We start from the raw sequence: 15,308 nt of genomic DNA on the forward strand, positions 1-15,308 counted from the left end.
AGGCCAAATCGTTGTCTGGACCACTGAATTCCGATTACTTGGTCTGGCATGACCCCTCGTAGATCCCTCACCGCCGCAGTGGCGGCCGCCGTACTCGGCGGTCTGCTCTCGGCGGTACCCCAGTCCGCCACCGCGGACCCCCGCCACGATCCCGAGCAGCGCGTCATCGTCACGCTGACCGGGGAGGCCGCCGCTGCCGGGAAGGGCGTGCTGCGCTCCGCGGACGCCCGGGCGATCGGCACCGACCGTGCCGCCGTCGCCGGGCGGCAGAAGTCGTTCCTCGACCGGGCCAAGGGCGCCGGGCTGCGCCCCGGTTCGCCGCGCAGCCTCAGCCTGCTGCTCAACGCGGTCGCCGTGACGGTGAAGTCCTCCGAGGTCGCCGCGCTCAAGCGGCTGCCCGGGGTGGCCTCCGTGGTTCCCGACGCCAAGATGCGCGTACTGACCGACACGAGCGTGCCGCTGATCAACGCGCCGCAGGTGTGGCGCCGCAAGGACCCGGCGGGCAACGGCGCCGACGGCAAGGGCGTCACCGTCGCCGTCCTGGACAGCGGGGTCGACTACAGCCATCCCGACCTCGGCGGCGGCTTCGGCGAGGGCCACAAGGTCGTCGGCGGCTACGACTTCGTCAACCGCGACGGCGACCCGATGGACGACAACGGCCACGGCACCCACGTCGCCGGCATCATCGCGGGCCGGGCCGCCGAGAAGGGCGGCGTGACCGGTGTGGCGCCGGGCGCGAACCTGCTGGCGTACAAGGTCATGGACGACGCGGGCGAGGGCTACACCTCGGACATCGTGGCGGGCATCGAGGCGGCCGTCGACCCGGCCAATCCGCACCGCGCCGACGTCATCAACATGAGCCTCGGCGGCTACGGGGACGGCACCGACCCGCTGGGCGCGGCGGCGACCGCCGCCGTCCGGGCGGGAGTCGTGGTCGTCGCCTCCGCCGGGAACGAGGGACCGGCCAAGGGCACCATCAGCACGCCGGGCGCCGCCGACGGCGTCATCGCGGTCGGCGCCTCCATCAGCGGGCTGCGCATACCCACCGCCGCCTACAAGGGCGGCGAGAAGATCCAGACGTACCGCGGGATGGTGTCCGCGAACCCGCCCGCCAGGCCCTTCACCGCCGACCTCGTCGACGTCGGGCGGGGCAGCGAGGAGGACTGGAAGCGCGCGGGGGACGTCAAGGGCAAGGCCGTCCGCGTCAACATGCTGGTGGCCCAGTCCTCGCAGGACCTGTACCTGCCCGAGATCGAGATGGCCCGCGAGGCCGAGCGGCGCGGCGCCGTCGCGCTGATCGGCGGACCGTCCGGGAGCAGCGGACCGGTGCTCGCCGAGGCCCCGCCGGCGCGGCGGGCGCCCTCCCCCGACGGCTCGGTCCCGCTCGCCGCGCAGCCCTCCCTCAAGGACTCCGGCGACTCGCTGCGCATGGACCGCCTGGTGATGCTGGGCATGGACGACACCCAGTACGGCGAACTCGGCCGCCGGCTCGCCAAGGGCCGGGTCCAGGTGACCGTCAGCGGCACCGACGTCACCGACCAGATCGCCTCGTTCTCCTCGCGCGGCCCGGGCCAGCGGTGGAACCTCAAGCCCGACCTGGTCGCGCCTGGCTACGACATCCGCTCCACCATCCCCAAGTCCCTCTACGAGCCCGGTTACTACCGCATGTCGGGTACGTCGATGGCGGCGCCGCACGCCGCCGGCGCCGCCGCCCTGCTGCGCCAGCTGCACCCCGGTGAGAGCCCGGCGAAGGTCACCTCCGAGCTGGTGGGCTCCACCAAGCAGCTCAAGGGCCCCGGGGCGAGCACCGTCGGCTCCGGCCGCCTGGACGTCGCCGCCGCGGCCGACCGGGCGGACACCGGCATCACCACCACCCCGGCCTCCCTCTCCTACGGCCTGGCCGACCTCGCCGGACGTACGGTCGGCGGCAGCCAGAAGCTCACCGTCACCAACTCCGGCACCCGCGCCCGTACCGTACGGCTGAGGGCGAGCGGCCCGGCGCGGGTCAGCCCGGACACCCTGCGCGTCCCCGCGGGCGGCAGCGCGTCGGCGACCGTGACCCTGCGGGCCGAACGCCCGGCGGGCGAGGCCGAGATCAGCGGCACGGTCACCGTCACCCCCGAGCGCGGCGCCGCGCTGCGCGTCCCCTACCTCCTCGTCGTACGGCAGCTGTTCCTCCAGGCCGGCCCCGACCCGAGCGACGGCACGTCCACCGCCGTCGTCATCACCCCGGCACCGCTGGCGAAGCCGCCCGTGCTCACCGTCACCCCGCCGCACGGCAGGCCCTACACCGTCACCACCCGGCCGCGCACCGCCAACGTCTACCAGGCGGACATCACCGGCCGCGGCGAGGGCGCCCACCTGGTGACCGCCGAAGGACGCACCACCGACGGCAAGACGCTCACCAGCAACCGCGACGGCTTCGAGGTCACCCCCGCGAGCAGCCGCGGCAACCGCTGGCAGCCCGTCGGCCCCAACTCCGAGAGCGGTGACATCACGACCGCGCCGAGCGCCCCCGGCGCCGCCGTCCTCACCCAGTACGACAAGGCCGGCCCCTGGTCCACCCAGGACAACGGCGCCACCTGGCAGCAGCACACCAGGCTGCCGCTGGGCAATGTCGCGGGCCGCGCCTTCACCGTCATCGACCCGCACGACGCCAAGCGCTGGTGGTACGCGTCCAACAGCTCCTCCGGCATCCCGCGCACCGGCTCGATCCTGCGCACCGACGACGGCGGACGCACCTGGCGGACGCTCGCCACCCCCGACGCCCGCATCACCGACTTCCTCACCGACGAGTCGGGCAGAACCCTGCTCGCCGTCACCGCCACCGACCTGCTCCTGAGCAAGGACGGCGGCGACACCTGGAGCAGCGAGCCCCTCGGGATCCCCGTCGACGCCGTCTACGACGTGGCGATCGGCGGCGACAGCCTCTACTTCTCGGCGGGCAAGTCGCTGTGGAAGCGCGACGGCCTGTCCTCGGGCACCCTCGGCAAGGCCACCAAGGTGTACGAGTCGCCCGACGGCCGGGTCGCGGTCACCGTCGTCGCGGACCGCCAGGTCGTCGCCATGTACGAGGTCGGTTCCGGCATCGTCGGCTCCTTCGACGGCGGCCGGACGTGGGCCACGCTCGACAACCACGGATACGGCGGCACCGGTCTCACGATCACCGGCGGCGACATGTACGCCGGGTACGGCAAGGACATCCGCGTCGGCCGCGACCACGGCCGCAGGTGGAGCACCATCCCGGCCGCCAACCCGGCCTCCACCACCTCCGACTTCGACCGCTGGGCCGACGGCTCGCTGACCGTCTCCTCGGACGCGGCCGGCGTCTACCGGGGCACCCCCGACGGCAAGGACTACCGGCGCCTCGGCGTCCAGGGCGGCACCGTCAACGCCCTCGCCCTCAGCGGCGACCGGCTGCTCGCGGCCGGCCCGCAGGGCACGCACCGCGCGAAGCTGCCGGTCTCCGGCGCCGAGTGGGGCACCACCGGCGGCGAGGGCATGATCGGCGCGGGGACCCGGCTGCTGCAGACCTCCGCCAAGGACCCGCGGATCGTGTGGCGGGTGCGCACCGGCGCCTGGGGCGACTTCCACCTGGAGCGCAGCGGCGACGCGGGGGCCACCTGGCAGCAGAAGGGCGAGAGCAACGGCGCGGTGTACGCCCTGGCCGTGCACCCCGCCGACCCCGACCGCGTGTACGTCTCGTACGCGAACCTGCTCGGCAAGGGGCTGTTCGCCACCGAGGACGGCGGCGCCACCTGGAAGAACCTCCTGCAGGACCGGACGTACTTCACCGCCGTCGCGGGCGACCCGAAGAGGCCCGACCGGCTGTGGCTGGGCGCGCCCGACGGCCTCTACCGGTCCGACAACGGCGGCGACGACATCACCAAGGTCGCCGACGGACGGGTGGACACCATCGAGTTCGCCGGGTCGAAGATGCTGACCGGCGGCGACGCGATCAAGGTGTCGACGGACGGCGGCCGGACCTTCCGCACCGGCGACACCGGCCAACTGCCGCTGCGGGTCAGCGACATCCTCCAGGTGGACGGCACCCTCTACGCGGCGGCCACCAGCTCCTGGGACGCGGCGCTGCCGCGCGGCGGCCGGGGCGTCCTGCGCTCCACCGACGGCGGTCGCAGCTGGCACAACATCTCCACCGGCCTGCAGAACCTCAACGCCACCAGCCTGGCGGCGGCGGGCGGCTGGCTGTACGTGGGCACGGTGCAGGGAGGGGTGCACCGGCTGAAGCTCTGACCGCACGGACCGGGGAAGGGGTGGTGCGCCTGTGGGGGGCGCGCCGCCCCTTCCCCCTTTTTCCGGGCCGGGGCGTGACCGCTCAGGGCAGGATCTCGACGTACCCCTCGGTGCCGTGCACCCGGATCCGCTGCCCGTCCCGGATCAGCCGGGTGGCCCCGGCCACGCCCACGACGGCCGGCAGACCGTACTCCCGGGCGATGACCGCGCCGTGGGTCATCAGACCGCCCACCTCGGTCACCAGGCCCGCGATGCCGACGAACAGCGGTGACCAGCTGGGATCCGTGTAGGAGGTGACCAGGATGTCGCCCGCCCGGACGTCGGCCTCCGCCATGTCCAGGACGACCCGGGCCCGTCCCTCGACCGTGCCCGCGGAGACCGGCAGTCCGGCCAGGGCGCCGGCCGGTACGTCGTCGCGCCGGTACGCCCCGTCGAGGGCCTCGCCGTCCGAGGTCAGCACCCGGGGCGGGGTGAGCGCCTGGTGGGAGCGGAACGCGTCCTTGCGCCGCCGGACGAGCCCGCCGTCCACCTCGTGGGTGCGCACCGCCTCCTGGAACTCCTGGAACGTGAGGTAGAAGCAGTCCTCCCGCTCGGCCAGCACGCCGGCCCGCACCAGCTGCCCGGCCTCCTCCAGCAGGGCCCGCTTGTAGACGAAGTAGCGGCTGATGATGCCGTACTTGGGGTACTCCCGGTATCCGATGAAGGTCCGGACGCGGTCGATCATCTCCTTGGTCTCACCGGCCTTCCGCTCCCCGTCCGGCAGGGCCCGCAGCCGGGCCAGTACGTCCTGCTCCTTGGCCGACGCCTTCCGTCGGCCCTCCTCGAAGCGCCGCTCGGCGGCGCCCGGACCGAAGTTCCTGATGTGGTCGAGGAGTACGGGCACGAGCGTGCTGGGGCGTTCGCTCCAACGCGGCCGGGTGATGTCGATCTCGGCGACGCAGCGCATGCCGTACCGGTCGAGGTACGCCTCGATCGCCTCGCGTGCCTCGGCCCCGCCCGGGAGCTTCGCCAGGTCCGCCAGGAAGCCGTCGTCCTCGACGCCCCGCAGGAACGCCACGACCTGCGGCCACGGGCGGATCACGTCCGCGACGTCGAGCAGCGCCAGCCCCATCTCCGAGGTGATGTTGCCGGGAGCGGACAGGGTGAGCGTGTCGGCCGCGTTCTTCTCGCCCAGCCACTCCCCCAGCTTGTCGTTGAGCCACCAGGTGGCCTCCATCCCCGCCATGATCGCCCGCATGCTCAGCGGATCGCTCAGGACCCGCTTGTGCTCCGCGAACGCCTCCAGCAGGAACGTGAAGAGCGCGGGTCCGCTCTTCGCCCGGATGTCGCGTTCCAGGGCGCCGACGGACGCCCGGCTGCGCTCGATCAGTTCGGTGACGATGCCCGGATCGGTGGGGATCTCGTCGGGCGTGCCGCTCCTCGGCGGCCCGGCGGGACTCTCGTCGGGCACCGTCCGAATGAAGTCCTCGCGCCCGAGGACGGTCTCCAGCGCGTCCCTGACCAGCGGGTCTCCCCGCCCGATGAGGTCGAGCAGGGCCGCGCGGCCGGTGGGCGAGGCCACCCGCCGGGTGACGTCGACGAACAGCCGCCCACCGGCCTGCTCCATCGGCGCGAGCGCCGTCAGCTGCCACACGGAGAGCCCCAGGGGCTTCATGGCGTCGGTCATCATCTGCTGGTGGCCGACCGAGAGGTAGACGTGGTTGTCCTGGTCGTCGGTCTCGGGAACGGGGAACAGCGTCGTGATCGGCCTGCTCTGGACGATCTGGAAGCCGTCGTCGTCCAGGCACCACTCGATGTCCTGCGGGCGGCCGAAGTGCTCCTCGATCCGCCGACCCAGCCGTACGAGCTCCACCGCCTGCGCGTCCGTCAGCACCGGCTGCCGCTGCCGGCCCGGGTCGACCGCCACTTCGCGCGTACCGCCGGTGGGCACGGCGTGGACGGCACGCTCCTTCGCCGCGATGGTCCTGGCGACGACTTCACCGCGGCGCACCTTGAAGACGTCCGGGTTCACCAGGCCGGAGACCAGCGCCTCGCCGAGTCCCCAACCGGCGTCCACGGTGGCGACCGTCCGGTCGCCCGTGACGGGATCGGCGGTGAACAGGACGCCGGACACCCGCGGGAGGACCATCCGCTGCACGACCACGGCCATGTGGACCAGGCGGTGGTCGATGCCGTGGCGCGCGCGGTAGACGACGGCCCGCTCGGTGAACAGCGAGGCCCAGCACCGCCGGACGTGCTCCAGGACCGCAGCCGGCCCCATGACGTTCAGATACGTGTCCTGCTGACCGGCGAAGGACGCCGTCGGCAGGTCCTCCGCCGTGGCGCTGGACCGGACGGCGTGGGCGGCCCGCTCGCCGCAGCGGGCGAGCGCGCCGGTGATCGCCTTCGCCACGTCGTCCGGCACGGGGGTCTGCTCGACCGTGCGGCGGACCTCCGCGCTCAGGACCCGGACCGCCTCCCGGTCGTCGGGGTTCACCAGCGCCAGCCGGTCGAGCAGGTCCCCGACGGACGGGGCCTGCGCCATGATCCGCCGGAAGGCGTCCGTCGTCACGCAGAAGCCGTCCGGCACGCGGATGCCGTCGATCCCCGACAGGCCGCCCAGGTGCGCACCCTTCCCGCCGACGAGCGCGATCAGCGACTCGTCGACCTCCTGAAGATCCTCTACGTACGGCTCAGTCATCTGCGCAACCTCCGGGCAGCAGTGCTCGTACGCACCGCGGTGGCAAAAATCGAATCACCGTCGCCTCCCGATCCGTCGGACCTCTCGTCGGACACGTGCGCGTGGGTGCGCAGTGCCCTTCGTTTCCGCAGGTGGTGGCTTCGGCCGATGATTGTGCGCCAGCCCCGGGGCCTTGCCGCAAGCCCCCCTTCGCGCTATAACTTGAGAGTGGCGAGGAGAGCGTTCTCCTCGCTTTCTCTTTGGCCGCCATCGGGCCGAGGGCGGTTCCCGCCGCGTGGACGCCTCCGGCACGCGGGCGCGCGCGTAGTGCCTGAGCACCAGGACGCGTGCGCCGCCGGTCCGATCGCACCAGGACGAGTGGGCGCCGGGAGACGATGCCCGGCGAGACGTCACGGACCAGGGTGGAAAACGCGTGGATCACACGCGCCTTCCCTTGCCGGCGATGTCTGGAGTGATCGACAAGTGGCGAAGTTTCTCTACCGGAGAGGTCTTCCCGCTCACCCGGATGCGGGAGGCGTACGCCCACGGCGCGTCCCCCGACGAGGCGATCGTCGCCGGGTTCCGGCACAGCGGACGGGTGGTGGCCGCCACGGCGGCCACCATGATCAGCGTGTTCGCCGGATTCGTCGGCATGAACAACCCGACCGTCCAGACGATGGGCGTCGGTCTGGCCGCCGCGGTCGCCTTCGACGCGTTCATGGTCCGCCTGGCCGTCGCGCCCGCGGTCCTGGCCCTGCTCGGCCACCGCGCCTGGCGGCTCCCCCGTATCCTGGACCGCGTGCTGCCGAACGTGGACATCGAGGGCGAACAACTCACCGGCTCCGCACCGGCCTTGACGACCGGGCCGGACGCGGCGGCTACACGACAGCCCGTCGGCCGCTCCCGGTACTGAGCGGCCATGGCGCACTCGGGCGGGGCCGGACCCCGGATACCCGGCGGATGGTGGCGGGAGGCCGCGCTCACGGCGGCGGCCTTCGCGCTCTGCCTCCTCGGCGGCACGCTCCGGGACGGCGGCGACACCCTGGCCGCGCCGCCCGCCGCCGCCTATCTCCTCGCCCTGGTGTCCTGTGCCGTGCTGCCCGCGCGGCACCGGGCGCCGCTGGCCGCCATGGCGGTCACCACCGCGAGCGGGATGGCAGCGCCGCTCGCGGGGCTGCTGCTCAGCCCCCTCGTCGTGGTCCCCGCCGTCCTCACCGCGCACTCGCTCACGGCCCGCACCGAGCGGCACGCGGCCGGCGCGGTGGCACTCACCTCCGCCGCGCTTCTGGTCGCCTCCGCCCCCCTGCTGGGGGCGCTGTCGTGGCAGGACGCGAGCAGGATCGCGGCGGTGGCCGCGTTCCCCCTGGTCGCGGGCGTGCTCGGCCACTCGGCACACAACCGGCGGGCCTATCTGGCGGCGGTGGAGGAGCGGGCCCTGCGCGCCGAACAGAGCCGGGAGAGCGAGGCGCGCCGGAGGGTGGACGCGGAACGGGTGCGCATCGCGCGGGAGCTGCACGACCTGGTGGCCCACCAGATCACCCTGGCCAACGCCCAGGCCACGGTGGCCGCCCACCTCTTCGACGCCCGCCCCGAGCAGACCCGGAAGAGCCTGCGCGAGCTCGTCGAGACCACCGGGCACGCACTCGACGAACTACGGGCCACGGTCGGCCTGTTGCGCCAGTCGGGAGACGCCCCCGCCCCCGCCGAACCGGCGCCCGGGCTCGCCCGGCTCCCCGCGCTCCTCGACTCCTTCGGCCGCGCGGGCCTGGAGGTGTCGGTGCACGAGGAGGGCGCGGCCACACCGCTGCCGCCGGGCGTGGACCTCACCGCCTACCGGATCGTCCAGGAGGCCCTGACCAACGTGACCAAGCACGCCGGTACCACCAGCGCCCGGGTGCGCCTCGTCTGGCACCGCGACCGCGTCACCGTCACCGTCGCCGACGACGGAGGGGGCGCCCATGCGGCTCCGGGCGCGGCCCCGGGACCGAGCACCCCCGGGTACGGGCTGATCGGGATGCGCGAACGCGCCGTCGCGATCGGAGGCCACCTCACCGCGGGCAGACGTCCGGAGGGCGGCTTCCTCGTCTCCGCCCGACTCCCCCTGCCGCGCGCCAGGGACGCGACACCGGCGACCGGCGAGGGCCCCGGGCCTGACGGAGTGCCGGGCGGCGGGCAACCGGGCAACACGGGACCGGGCGAGCGACAGTCGGACAACGGACGGGCGGGCGACGGAGAGGCCGGGGACACACCATGAAGCAGCACCGAGACGCCGGGGAGGCGTCATGACCCTCCGGGTGCTGCTCGCCGACGATCAAGCACTGCTGCGCGGCGCCTTCCGGCTGCTCCTCGACTCCGCCGACGACATCACCGTGGTCGGCGAGGCCGGGGACGGCAGGGAGGCGGTGCGGCTCACCCGCGAGCTGCGCCCGGACGTGGTGCTCATGGACATCCGCATGCCCGAGGTCGACGGTCTCACCGCCACCTCGCGGATCTGCGCGGACCCGGAGCTGCGGGACAGCCGCATCCTGATCCTCACCACGTACGAGACCGACGAGTACGTGGCCCGGGCGCTGCGGGCGGGGGCCGGTGGTTTCATCGGCAAGGGCATCGGCGCCGAGGAGCTGCTGGACGCCGTCCGTACCATCGCCGGCGGCGAGACCCTGCTGTCCCCGGCCGCGACCCGCTCGCTGGTGGCCCGGTTCCTGGCCACGCCGGACGACACCCCGGCGCACCGCCCCGAACGGCTCGCCGTGCTCACCCCGCGCGAACGCGAGATGGTGGGCCTGGTCGCGACCGGTCTGTCCAACCAGGAGATCGCCGAGCGGATGTTCCTCAGCCCGTTCACCGTCCGCGCCCACGTGCAGCGCGCCATGACGAAGCTGGAGGCCCGCGACCGGGCCCAGCTCGTCGTCATCGCGTACCGCACGGGCCTGGCGCAGGCCACCCCCGACGGCCCCTCCACGTAACCTCACTCCCGGGCGAACTCGGGCAGCGCCAGGGCCGAGTGGGCCCGTCGCGGCGGTGTGTCGGGCAGGGTGACGAGTGCGCGCAGCCGGGTGTCACGCTGCTCCAAGGCGCGTGCCGTGGTGGGGAAGAGCGTGGCCGCGCCGTGGTCGACCAGGGCCTGGTTCAGGGTGACGAACCCGCGTACCCCGCGTTCGTAGGCGGCGAACGCCTCGGTGTGGTCCCGGTGGGCGGCCAGGGCGTGGGCGAGCATGTACGCACCGGCCAGCGCGAGGCTCGACCCCTGTCCGGTGAGGAACGAGGGCGCGTACGCGGCGTCGCCGACCAGCGCGACACGGCCCGCGGACCAGTGGGGCATACGGATCTGACCGGCCGTGTCGCAGAACAGGTCGTCCGCGTCGCGCAGGGCGGCGACCATGGCGGGCACCTCCCACCGCGCGTCCGCGAAGGCGGCGGCGAGCAGCTCCCGTTGGGCGCCGGGGTCACGGAGGGCGCCGAGCGGTGGGTGCGGCCGGTGGAAGGTGAGGAAGGCGTGGAGCCGGTGGTCGTCACCGACGGCGTAGAGGGCCGCGGCCCTGCCCGGGGTGTTCCACAGCACGACTTCGTGGGAGAGCCCGAGGGTGTTCGGCATGGTGAACACCGCGAAGCAGTAACCGAGGTGGCGCTGGAAGTGCTCCTCGGGGCCGAACACACGCTCCCGTGTGGCCGAATGCATCCCGTCGGCGCCGACCACCAGGTCGAACGTACGCCGGTGCCCACTGCGGAAGGTGACGTCGACCCCGTGGGCCGACTGGTCGAGGGTGTGGAGTGAGTCGTCGAAGAGGAACTCCACGTCGTCGCGCACCAGCGCGTGCAGGACGGTGGCCAAGTCACCGCGGCGCACCTCCAGGTCCGCTCCCTCGACGCCGCCGACGACCTTGTGCGGGCGGAGCGCGGCCACTTCACGACCATTGGCGTCGAGGAAGGTGCAGCGCCGCGAGTCGATGTGCGCCGCGCGCAGTCGGGGAAGTATCCCCATCCGCCGGACCACCTCGGTCGCGGTGCCGCGGATGTCGATCGGATAGCCACCGGCGCGCGGTGTGCCCGCCTCCTCCACCACGGTGACCGCGAACCCGGCCCGGTGCAGCCAGTGGGCGAGGGCGGGTCCGGCGATGCCGGCGCCGCAGATCAGTACGCTGCGCCTGCCGGCCGTACGCGCGTCTGCCGACGCAACGGTGAACGTCATTTCTCGATTCCCCTCTTCGTGACGCGGACGACGGGCATGGCCAGCGCGGCCACCAGGCCCGCGACGGCGAATCCCGTGACGAAGGCCGACTCCATCGGCCGGCCCGCCGGACCGGCCCCGGCGTCGAGGACCGCACCGCCGACCTGGGCACCCAGGGCGACGCCGACCACTCGCGTCACCACGAGCAGGCTGGTGGCGATGCCGGTGTCCTTGGCAGCGACGGCGGTCGCGGCTGCGGCGAGCAGCGCCGTCGTGGCGACGCCCGTGGCGCACGCGGTCAGCGCCTTGGCGAGGACCAAGTGCCAAGCAGCGGAGTGCAGTTGGGCCAGGGCGAGCATCGTGGCCGCCGTGACGGCCGAGCCCGCGAGGACCACTCCACGCGGGCCGAACCGCCGCGCCGCGATCCCGCCGAGGGAATCGCTCACCGCCCCGGCCAGGGCGCCGGGCAGCAGGAACAGCCCGATGCCGGTGGTGCTCGCCCCGAAGCCGTACCCGTCGGCGGGCAGGGCGAACAGCTGCGGAAGCAGGAAGAGCAGCATTCCGGAGCTGACGGTGAGGACGAAGGTCAGCACACAGGCCCTCGCCATCGCGGGCGTTGCCAGCATGCGCAGATCGACCATCGGCGCCGCCGCACGGCGCTCCACGGCGACCCACCCGGCGGCAAGGGCTCCCACGACCAGGGTGAGGACACCGCACGCGAGGGGCGACAGGCCGGGGCCGCTCACCGTGACGAGCCCGAGCATGAACACGAGCAGGGTGCCGCTGAGCAGGACCGCTCCGGCCCAGTCGATGGCGGTGTCCGCCGGGGCCGGTGGGTCGGGCGGCATGGTCCGGACCACGACCAGTGTCGTCGCGACGATCGCGATCGTGGGCGAGGCGAACATCCAGTGCCAGGAGAGCCGTTCGGCGAGCGGACCGGCGATCAGTGTCCCCACCATGCCGCCCCCCGTGAAGAGCGCCATCACCAGGCCGATCGCCACGGGCGACTTCCTGGGCGGAAGGTGGGTGCGCACCAGGATGAAGGAGAGGGGCAGGGCGCCCACCATGACGCCTTGCAGGACCTGGCCGATCAGCAGCACCGGCAGGTTGGGTGCCGTCGCGGCCAGCACTCCACCCGCCGCGACCAAGGCCATCAGCCGGACCAGTACGCGCCTCCCGCCGTAGCGGTCGCCGAGCTTGCCCGCCACGGGTGCGACGACCGCGCCGGTGACGAGCAACGTGTTGCCCACCAGGGCGCCCTGGGAGGAGCTGACGCCCAACTCGCCCTGCAGCAGCGGGAGTGCGGGTTCCACCACGGACTGCAGGGCGCCGAGAGCGAGCGCCAGCACACCGAGGGCGCCGACCGCGAGCCTTGAGTGGCGGCCCGGGGCCACGCCGGTCGGCTGACGTCGCACGCCGGTCGATGGACCTTCCACGCCGTGCTGCCGGTCTGCCGTGGACTGGGCCGTCTCGGACCCACCGTGAGGTGATGTCACCACTTTTCAATCACTCCAAACACCGCTGGGCAAGGGGAACGCGTGTGATGCGCGCGCCTTCCACCCTCGCTCCCGGCGCCGTGCCGGACATCGTCTCCCGCCCCCGACCCGTGCTGGTGCGTGCGGACCAGCGGCACACCCCTCCTGGTGCCTGGGCACCACATGTGCCCGCGTGCGTCGGGTCACGCGCCCCTGCGGGCGGGACCCGAGGTCGACGGAGTCAGGGACCGGCTGCCCCCGCCTCTGCCCCTTCGGGCGTGATCCGGAGAGCGGGGCAACGCTTCTTGATCAGTCGTCATCAGACAGATCAACCAGTGCGATCCAGCCACACCTTCAGGCGGAAGGGCCATCAACCATGGACAACAACCCCACCGACTCCCGCACCCCCTCCCACCCCACCACCCCCGTGGAGAAGAGACGCCGGACCCAGTACCGCACCGCGCTCCAGTCGGTCTCCCCCGCCGCCCACCACGACACCTTCGTGGACCACGAGGCGTGCTTCCTCGGCGTCAGCCTCGACAACAGCAGCTTCACACCGGCGAAGTTCACCAGCATGCTCACCTGGGTCTCACGCCGCTTCTCGCGCTGCACCGTGCTGGTCGGCGACAGCATCCACCGCCTCACCCTGGCCTCCACCCGCGGCATGGACCCGGACAGCGCGCTGGCCCACGCCCTCGATCTGGGCCGCCAGTTCACGCGGACCCAGCAGCCCGTCCTGGACACCTACCGGGGCACGACCGACTTCACCTTCGTCACCTGCTCAAAGATCCAGGCGACCGAGGAGTACGGGGAGTTCCACTACGCCCTGCGCACCCTGTTCACCAAGGACGACGACTTCCGCGCCTCGGTGGAAGCCTTCGGGCGGGCCTACCACGCCAAGCGCTCCCCCACGGTCGACGGGGCCGAACGCCAGCGGCGCATCGACGTGTCCAGCGCCTACTTCCTCGAAGAGTTCGCCGTGTTCTGCTGCCTCGCCCGCCGCGACCTGCCCGTCATGGTGTACCCCGGGCACTTCAGCACCCTCGCCGAGATCGCCGCGGGCCGGCACCCCCACGCCCCGGACGAGCTGCGCGACTTGATCCTCGTCGCCCTCCGCGTCCAGGGCCGGTAGACAGCGACGGGCCCACCACCCGACAGGGTCGCGCCTCCCCGCGCACCGCCCTGCCCAGGGGTGGCTCGGATCCCGCGTCCACCGCTTCCCCGAGGCCCCGATCCGTTGCGCGAAAACGTATTTCATGCCCTTCCCGGACGGCCGTTACGGTCGTTCCATGGACTGGAATTTCGCGACGGCCGAAGAAGTCACCGCTGCCCTGCGCGCCGGTGAGGTGACCTCGGTGGAACTGACGGAAGAGGCGATCGCCCGTATCGAACGGCTCGACAAGGCGATCAACGCGATCTGCGTGCCGGACTTCGACCGCGCGCGGGCCTCGGCCCGCGAGGCCGACGCGGCCCGCGCCCGCGGGGAGGACCGTCCGCTGCTCGGCGTTCCGGTGACGGTCAAGGAGTCCTACGACATCGCCGGACTGCCGACGACCTGGGGCATCACCGAGCACCGGGACCACGTGCCGGCCGAGGACGCGGTACAGGTGGCACGGCTCAGGGCCGCGGGCGCGGTGGTGCTCGGCAAGACCAATGTGCCGGTGGGACTGCAGGACGTGCAGAGCTTCAACGAGATCTACGGCACCACCAACAACCCCTGGGATCACACCCGTACGTCGGGCGGGTCGTCCGGCGGGTCGGCGGCGGCCCTGGCGGCCGGGTTCGGCTCGCTGTCGATCGGCTCCGACATCGCGGGCTCCCTGCGCACCCCCGCACATTTCTGCGGTGTCTACGCGCACAAGCCGACGCTCGGGCTGGCGGCGCCCCGGGGCATGGTCACGCCGTCCGCCCCGGCGCTGCCGACCGATCTCGATCTCGCGGTCGTCGGGCCGATGGCGCGCACCGCCCGCGACCTCACGCTCCTGCTCGACGTGATGGCCGGGCCGGACCCGCTGACGCAGGGCATCGCGTACGAGACGAGGCTGCCGCCCGCGCGGCACGAACGTCTCGGAGACTTCCGGGTCCTGGTTCTCGACGAGCATCCGCTCATCCCGACCGGATCCGCCGTGCGGGCGGGCGTGGGCCGGGTGGCCGACGCGCTGGCCGCCGCCGGGGCCCACGTCGCGCGGCACAGCCCGCTGCTGCCGGACCTCACCGAGGGCGCGCTGGTCTACACGCGGCTGCTGTTCTCCGGCGCCGCCGCCCGTCTTCCCGTCGAGGTGTACGAGCAGATGCGGACCCTGGCCGCGGGCCTGGACGCCGACGACCACAGCCTGGCCTCGACACGGCTGCGCGCGATGGCGTTCAGCCACCGCGACTGGATCGAGGCCAACGACCGCCGCGAGCTCCACCGCCAAGCCTGGCGGCGGCTGTTCACCGAGTTCGACGCCGTGGTGTGCCCGATCACGCCGACGCCCGCGTTCCCGCACGACCACACCGACGCGATGGGGCGCCACCTCGACATCGACGGCGTCCCGTACCCGTACTACGACCAGCTCGTCTGGGCCGGGGTGGCGACCATGCCGGGGCTGCCCTCCACCGCCGTGCCGACCGGTCCCTCCCCCGAGGGGCTGCCGGTCGGGGTCCAGCTGATCGGCCCGATGTTCGAGGACCGCACCCCGCTGAGGCTGGCCGAACTCCTTGAGGAGAGCATCGGCGGCTTCCGGATGCCGGGCTAGCGAAGGACCCCGGC

At 73.1% G+C, this 15,308-nt stretch carries 8 protein-coding genes and 1 pseudogene; 6 read left to right on the forward strand and 3 right to left on the reverse strand.

The window, feature by feature from the left end:
- The first annotated feature begins 48 nt into the window (after positions 1-48).
- The gene (locus tag AB5J87_RS01800; RefSeq protein WP_369373122.1) at positions 49-4,254 is read left to right on the forward strand and encodes a S8 family serine peptidase; all 4,206 of its coding nucleotides are present in this window, start codon (positions 49-51) and stop codon (positions 4,252-4,254) included.
- A gap of 82 nt (positions 4,255-4,336) precedes the next feature.
- Here AB5J87_RS01800 and rph read toward each other — a convergent pair whose 3' ends face one another.
- On the reverse strand, positions 4,337-6,934 hold the full coding sequence (rph, locus tag AB5J87_RS01805) for a rifamycin-inactivating phosphotransferase (RefSeq protein ID WP_369373124.1): 2,598 nt from the start codon (positions 6,932-6,934) through the stop codon (positions 4,337-4,339).
- A gap of 484 nt (positions 6,935-7,418) precedes the next feature.
- Between rph and AB5J87_RS01810 the strand changes: the two are divergent.
- The 3 genes and pseudogenes from AB5J87_RS01810 to AB5J87_RS01820 all read left to right on the forward strand — a co-directional run.
- Positions 7,419-7,826 (forward strand): annotated as a pseudogene (locus AB5J87_RS01810) (MMPL family transporter); the annotation flags it as partial.
- A gap of 6 nt (positions 7,827-7,832) precedes the next feature.
- On the forward strand, positions 7,833-9,167 hold the full coding sequence (locus AB5J87_RS01815) for a sensor histidine kinase (protein WP_369373127.1): 1,335 nt from the start codon (positions 7,833-7,835) through the stop codon (positions 9,165-9,167).
- A gap of 28 nt (positions 9,168-9,195) precedes the next feature.
- Positions 9,196-9,879, forward strand: a complete 684-nt coding sequence (locus AB5J87_RS01820; protein WP_369373129.1) for a response regulator — start codon at positions 9,196-9,198, stop codon at positions 9,877-9,879.
- Positions 9,880-9,881: 2 nt separating this feature from the next.
- On the opposite strand, the gene AB5J87_RS01825 is transcribed toward AB5J87_RS01820, so the two are convergent.
- Both AB5J87_RS01825 and AB5J87_RS01830 read right to left on the reverse strand, forming a co-directional pair.
- Complete coding sequence (locus AB5J87_RS01825) at positions 9,882-11,102, reverse strand: FAD-dependent monooxygenase (RefSeq protein ID WP_369373131.1); 1,221 nt, start codon at positions 11,100-11,102, stop codon at positions 9,882-9,884.
- Positions 11,099-12,496 carry an MFS transporter gene (locus AB5J87_RS01830; RefSeq protein WP_369373133.1) on the reverse strand — a complete coding sequence of 466 codons (1,398 nt, stop codon included), beginning with the start codon at positions 12,494-12,496 and terminating at the stop codon, positions 11,099-11,101. Before AB5J87_RS01830 ends, AB5J87_RS01825 begins: the two co-directional genes overlap by 4 nt.
- A gap of 436 nt (positions 12,497-12,932) precedes the next feature.
- Between AB5J87_RS01830 and AB5J87_RS01835 the strand changes: the two genes are divergently transcribed.
- A complete protein-coding gene (locus AB5J87_RS01835; RefSeq protein ID WP_369373136.1) occupies positions 12,933-13,688 on the forward strand; it encodes a tRNA-dependent cyclodipeptide synthase in 756 nt (251 codons plus the stop codon).
- Positions 13,689-13,845: 157 nt separating this feature from the next.
- Positions 13,846-15,294 (forward strand): amidase, encoded by a 1,449-nt coding sequence (locus AB5J87_RS01840; RefSeq protein ID WP_369373138.1) that lies wholly within the window; start codon positions 13,846-13,848, stop codon positions 15,292-15,294.
- Positions 15,295-15,308: the final 14 nt, after the last annotated feature.

The organism is Streptomyces sp. cg36 (assembly GCF_041080675.1).
GTDB lineage: Bacteria > Actinomycetota > Actinomycetes > Streptomycetales > Streptomycetaceae > Streptomyces.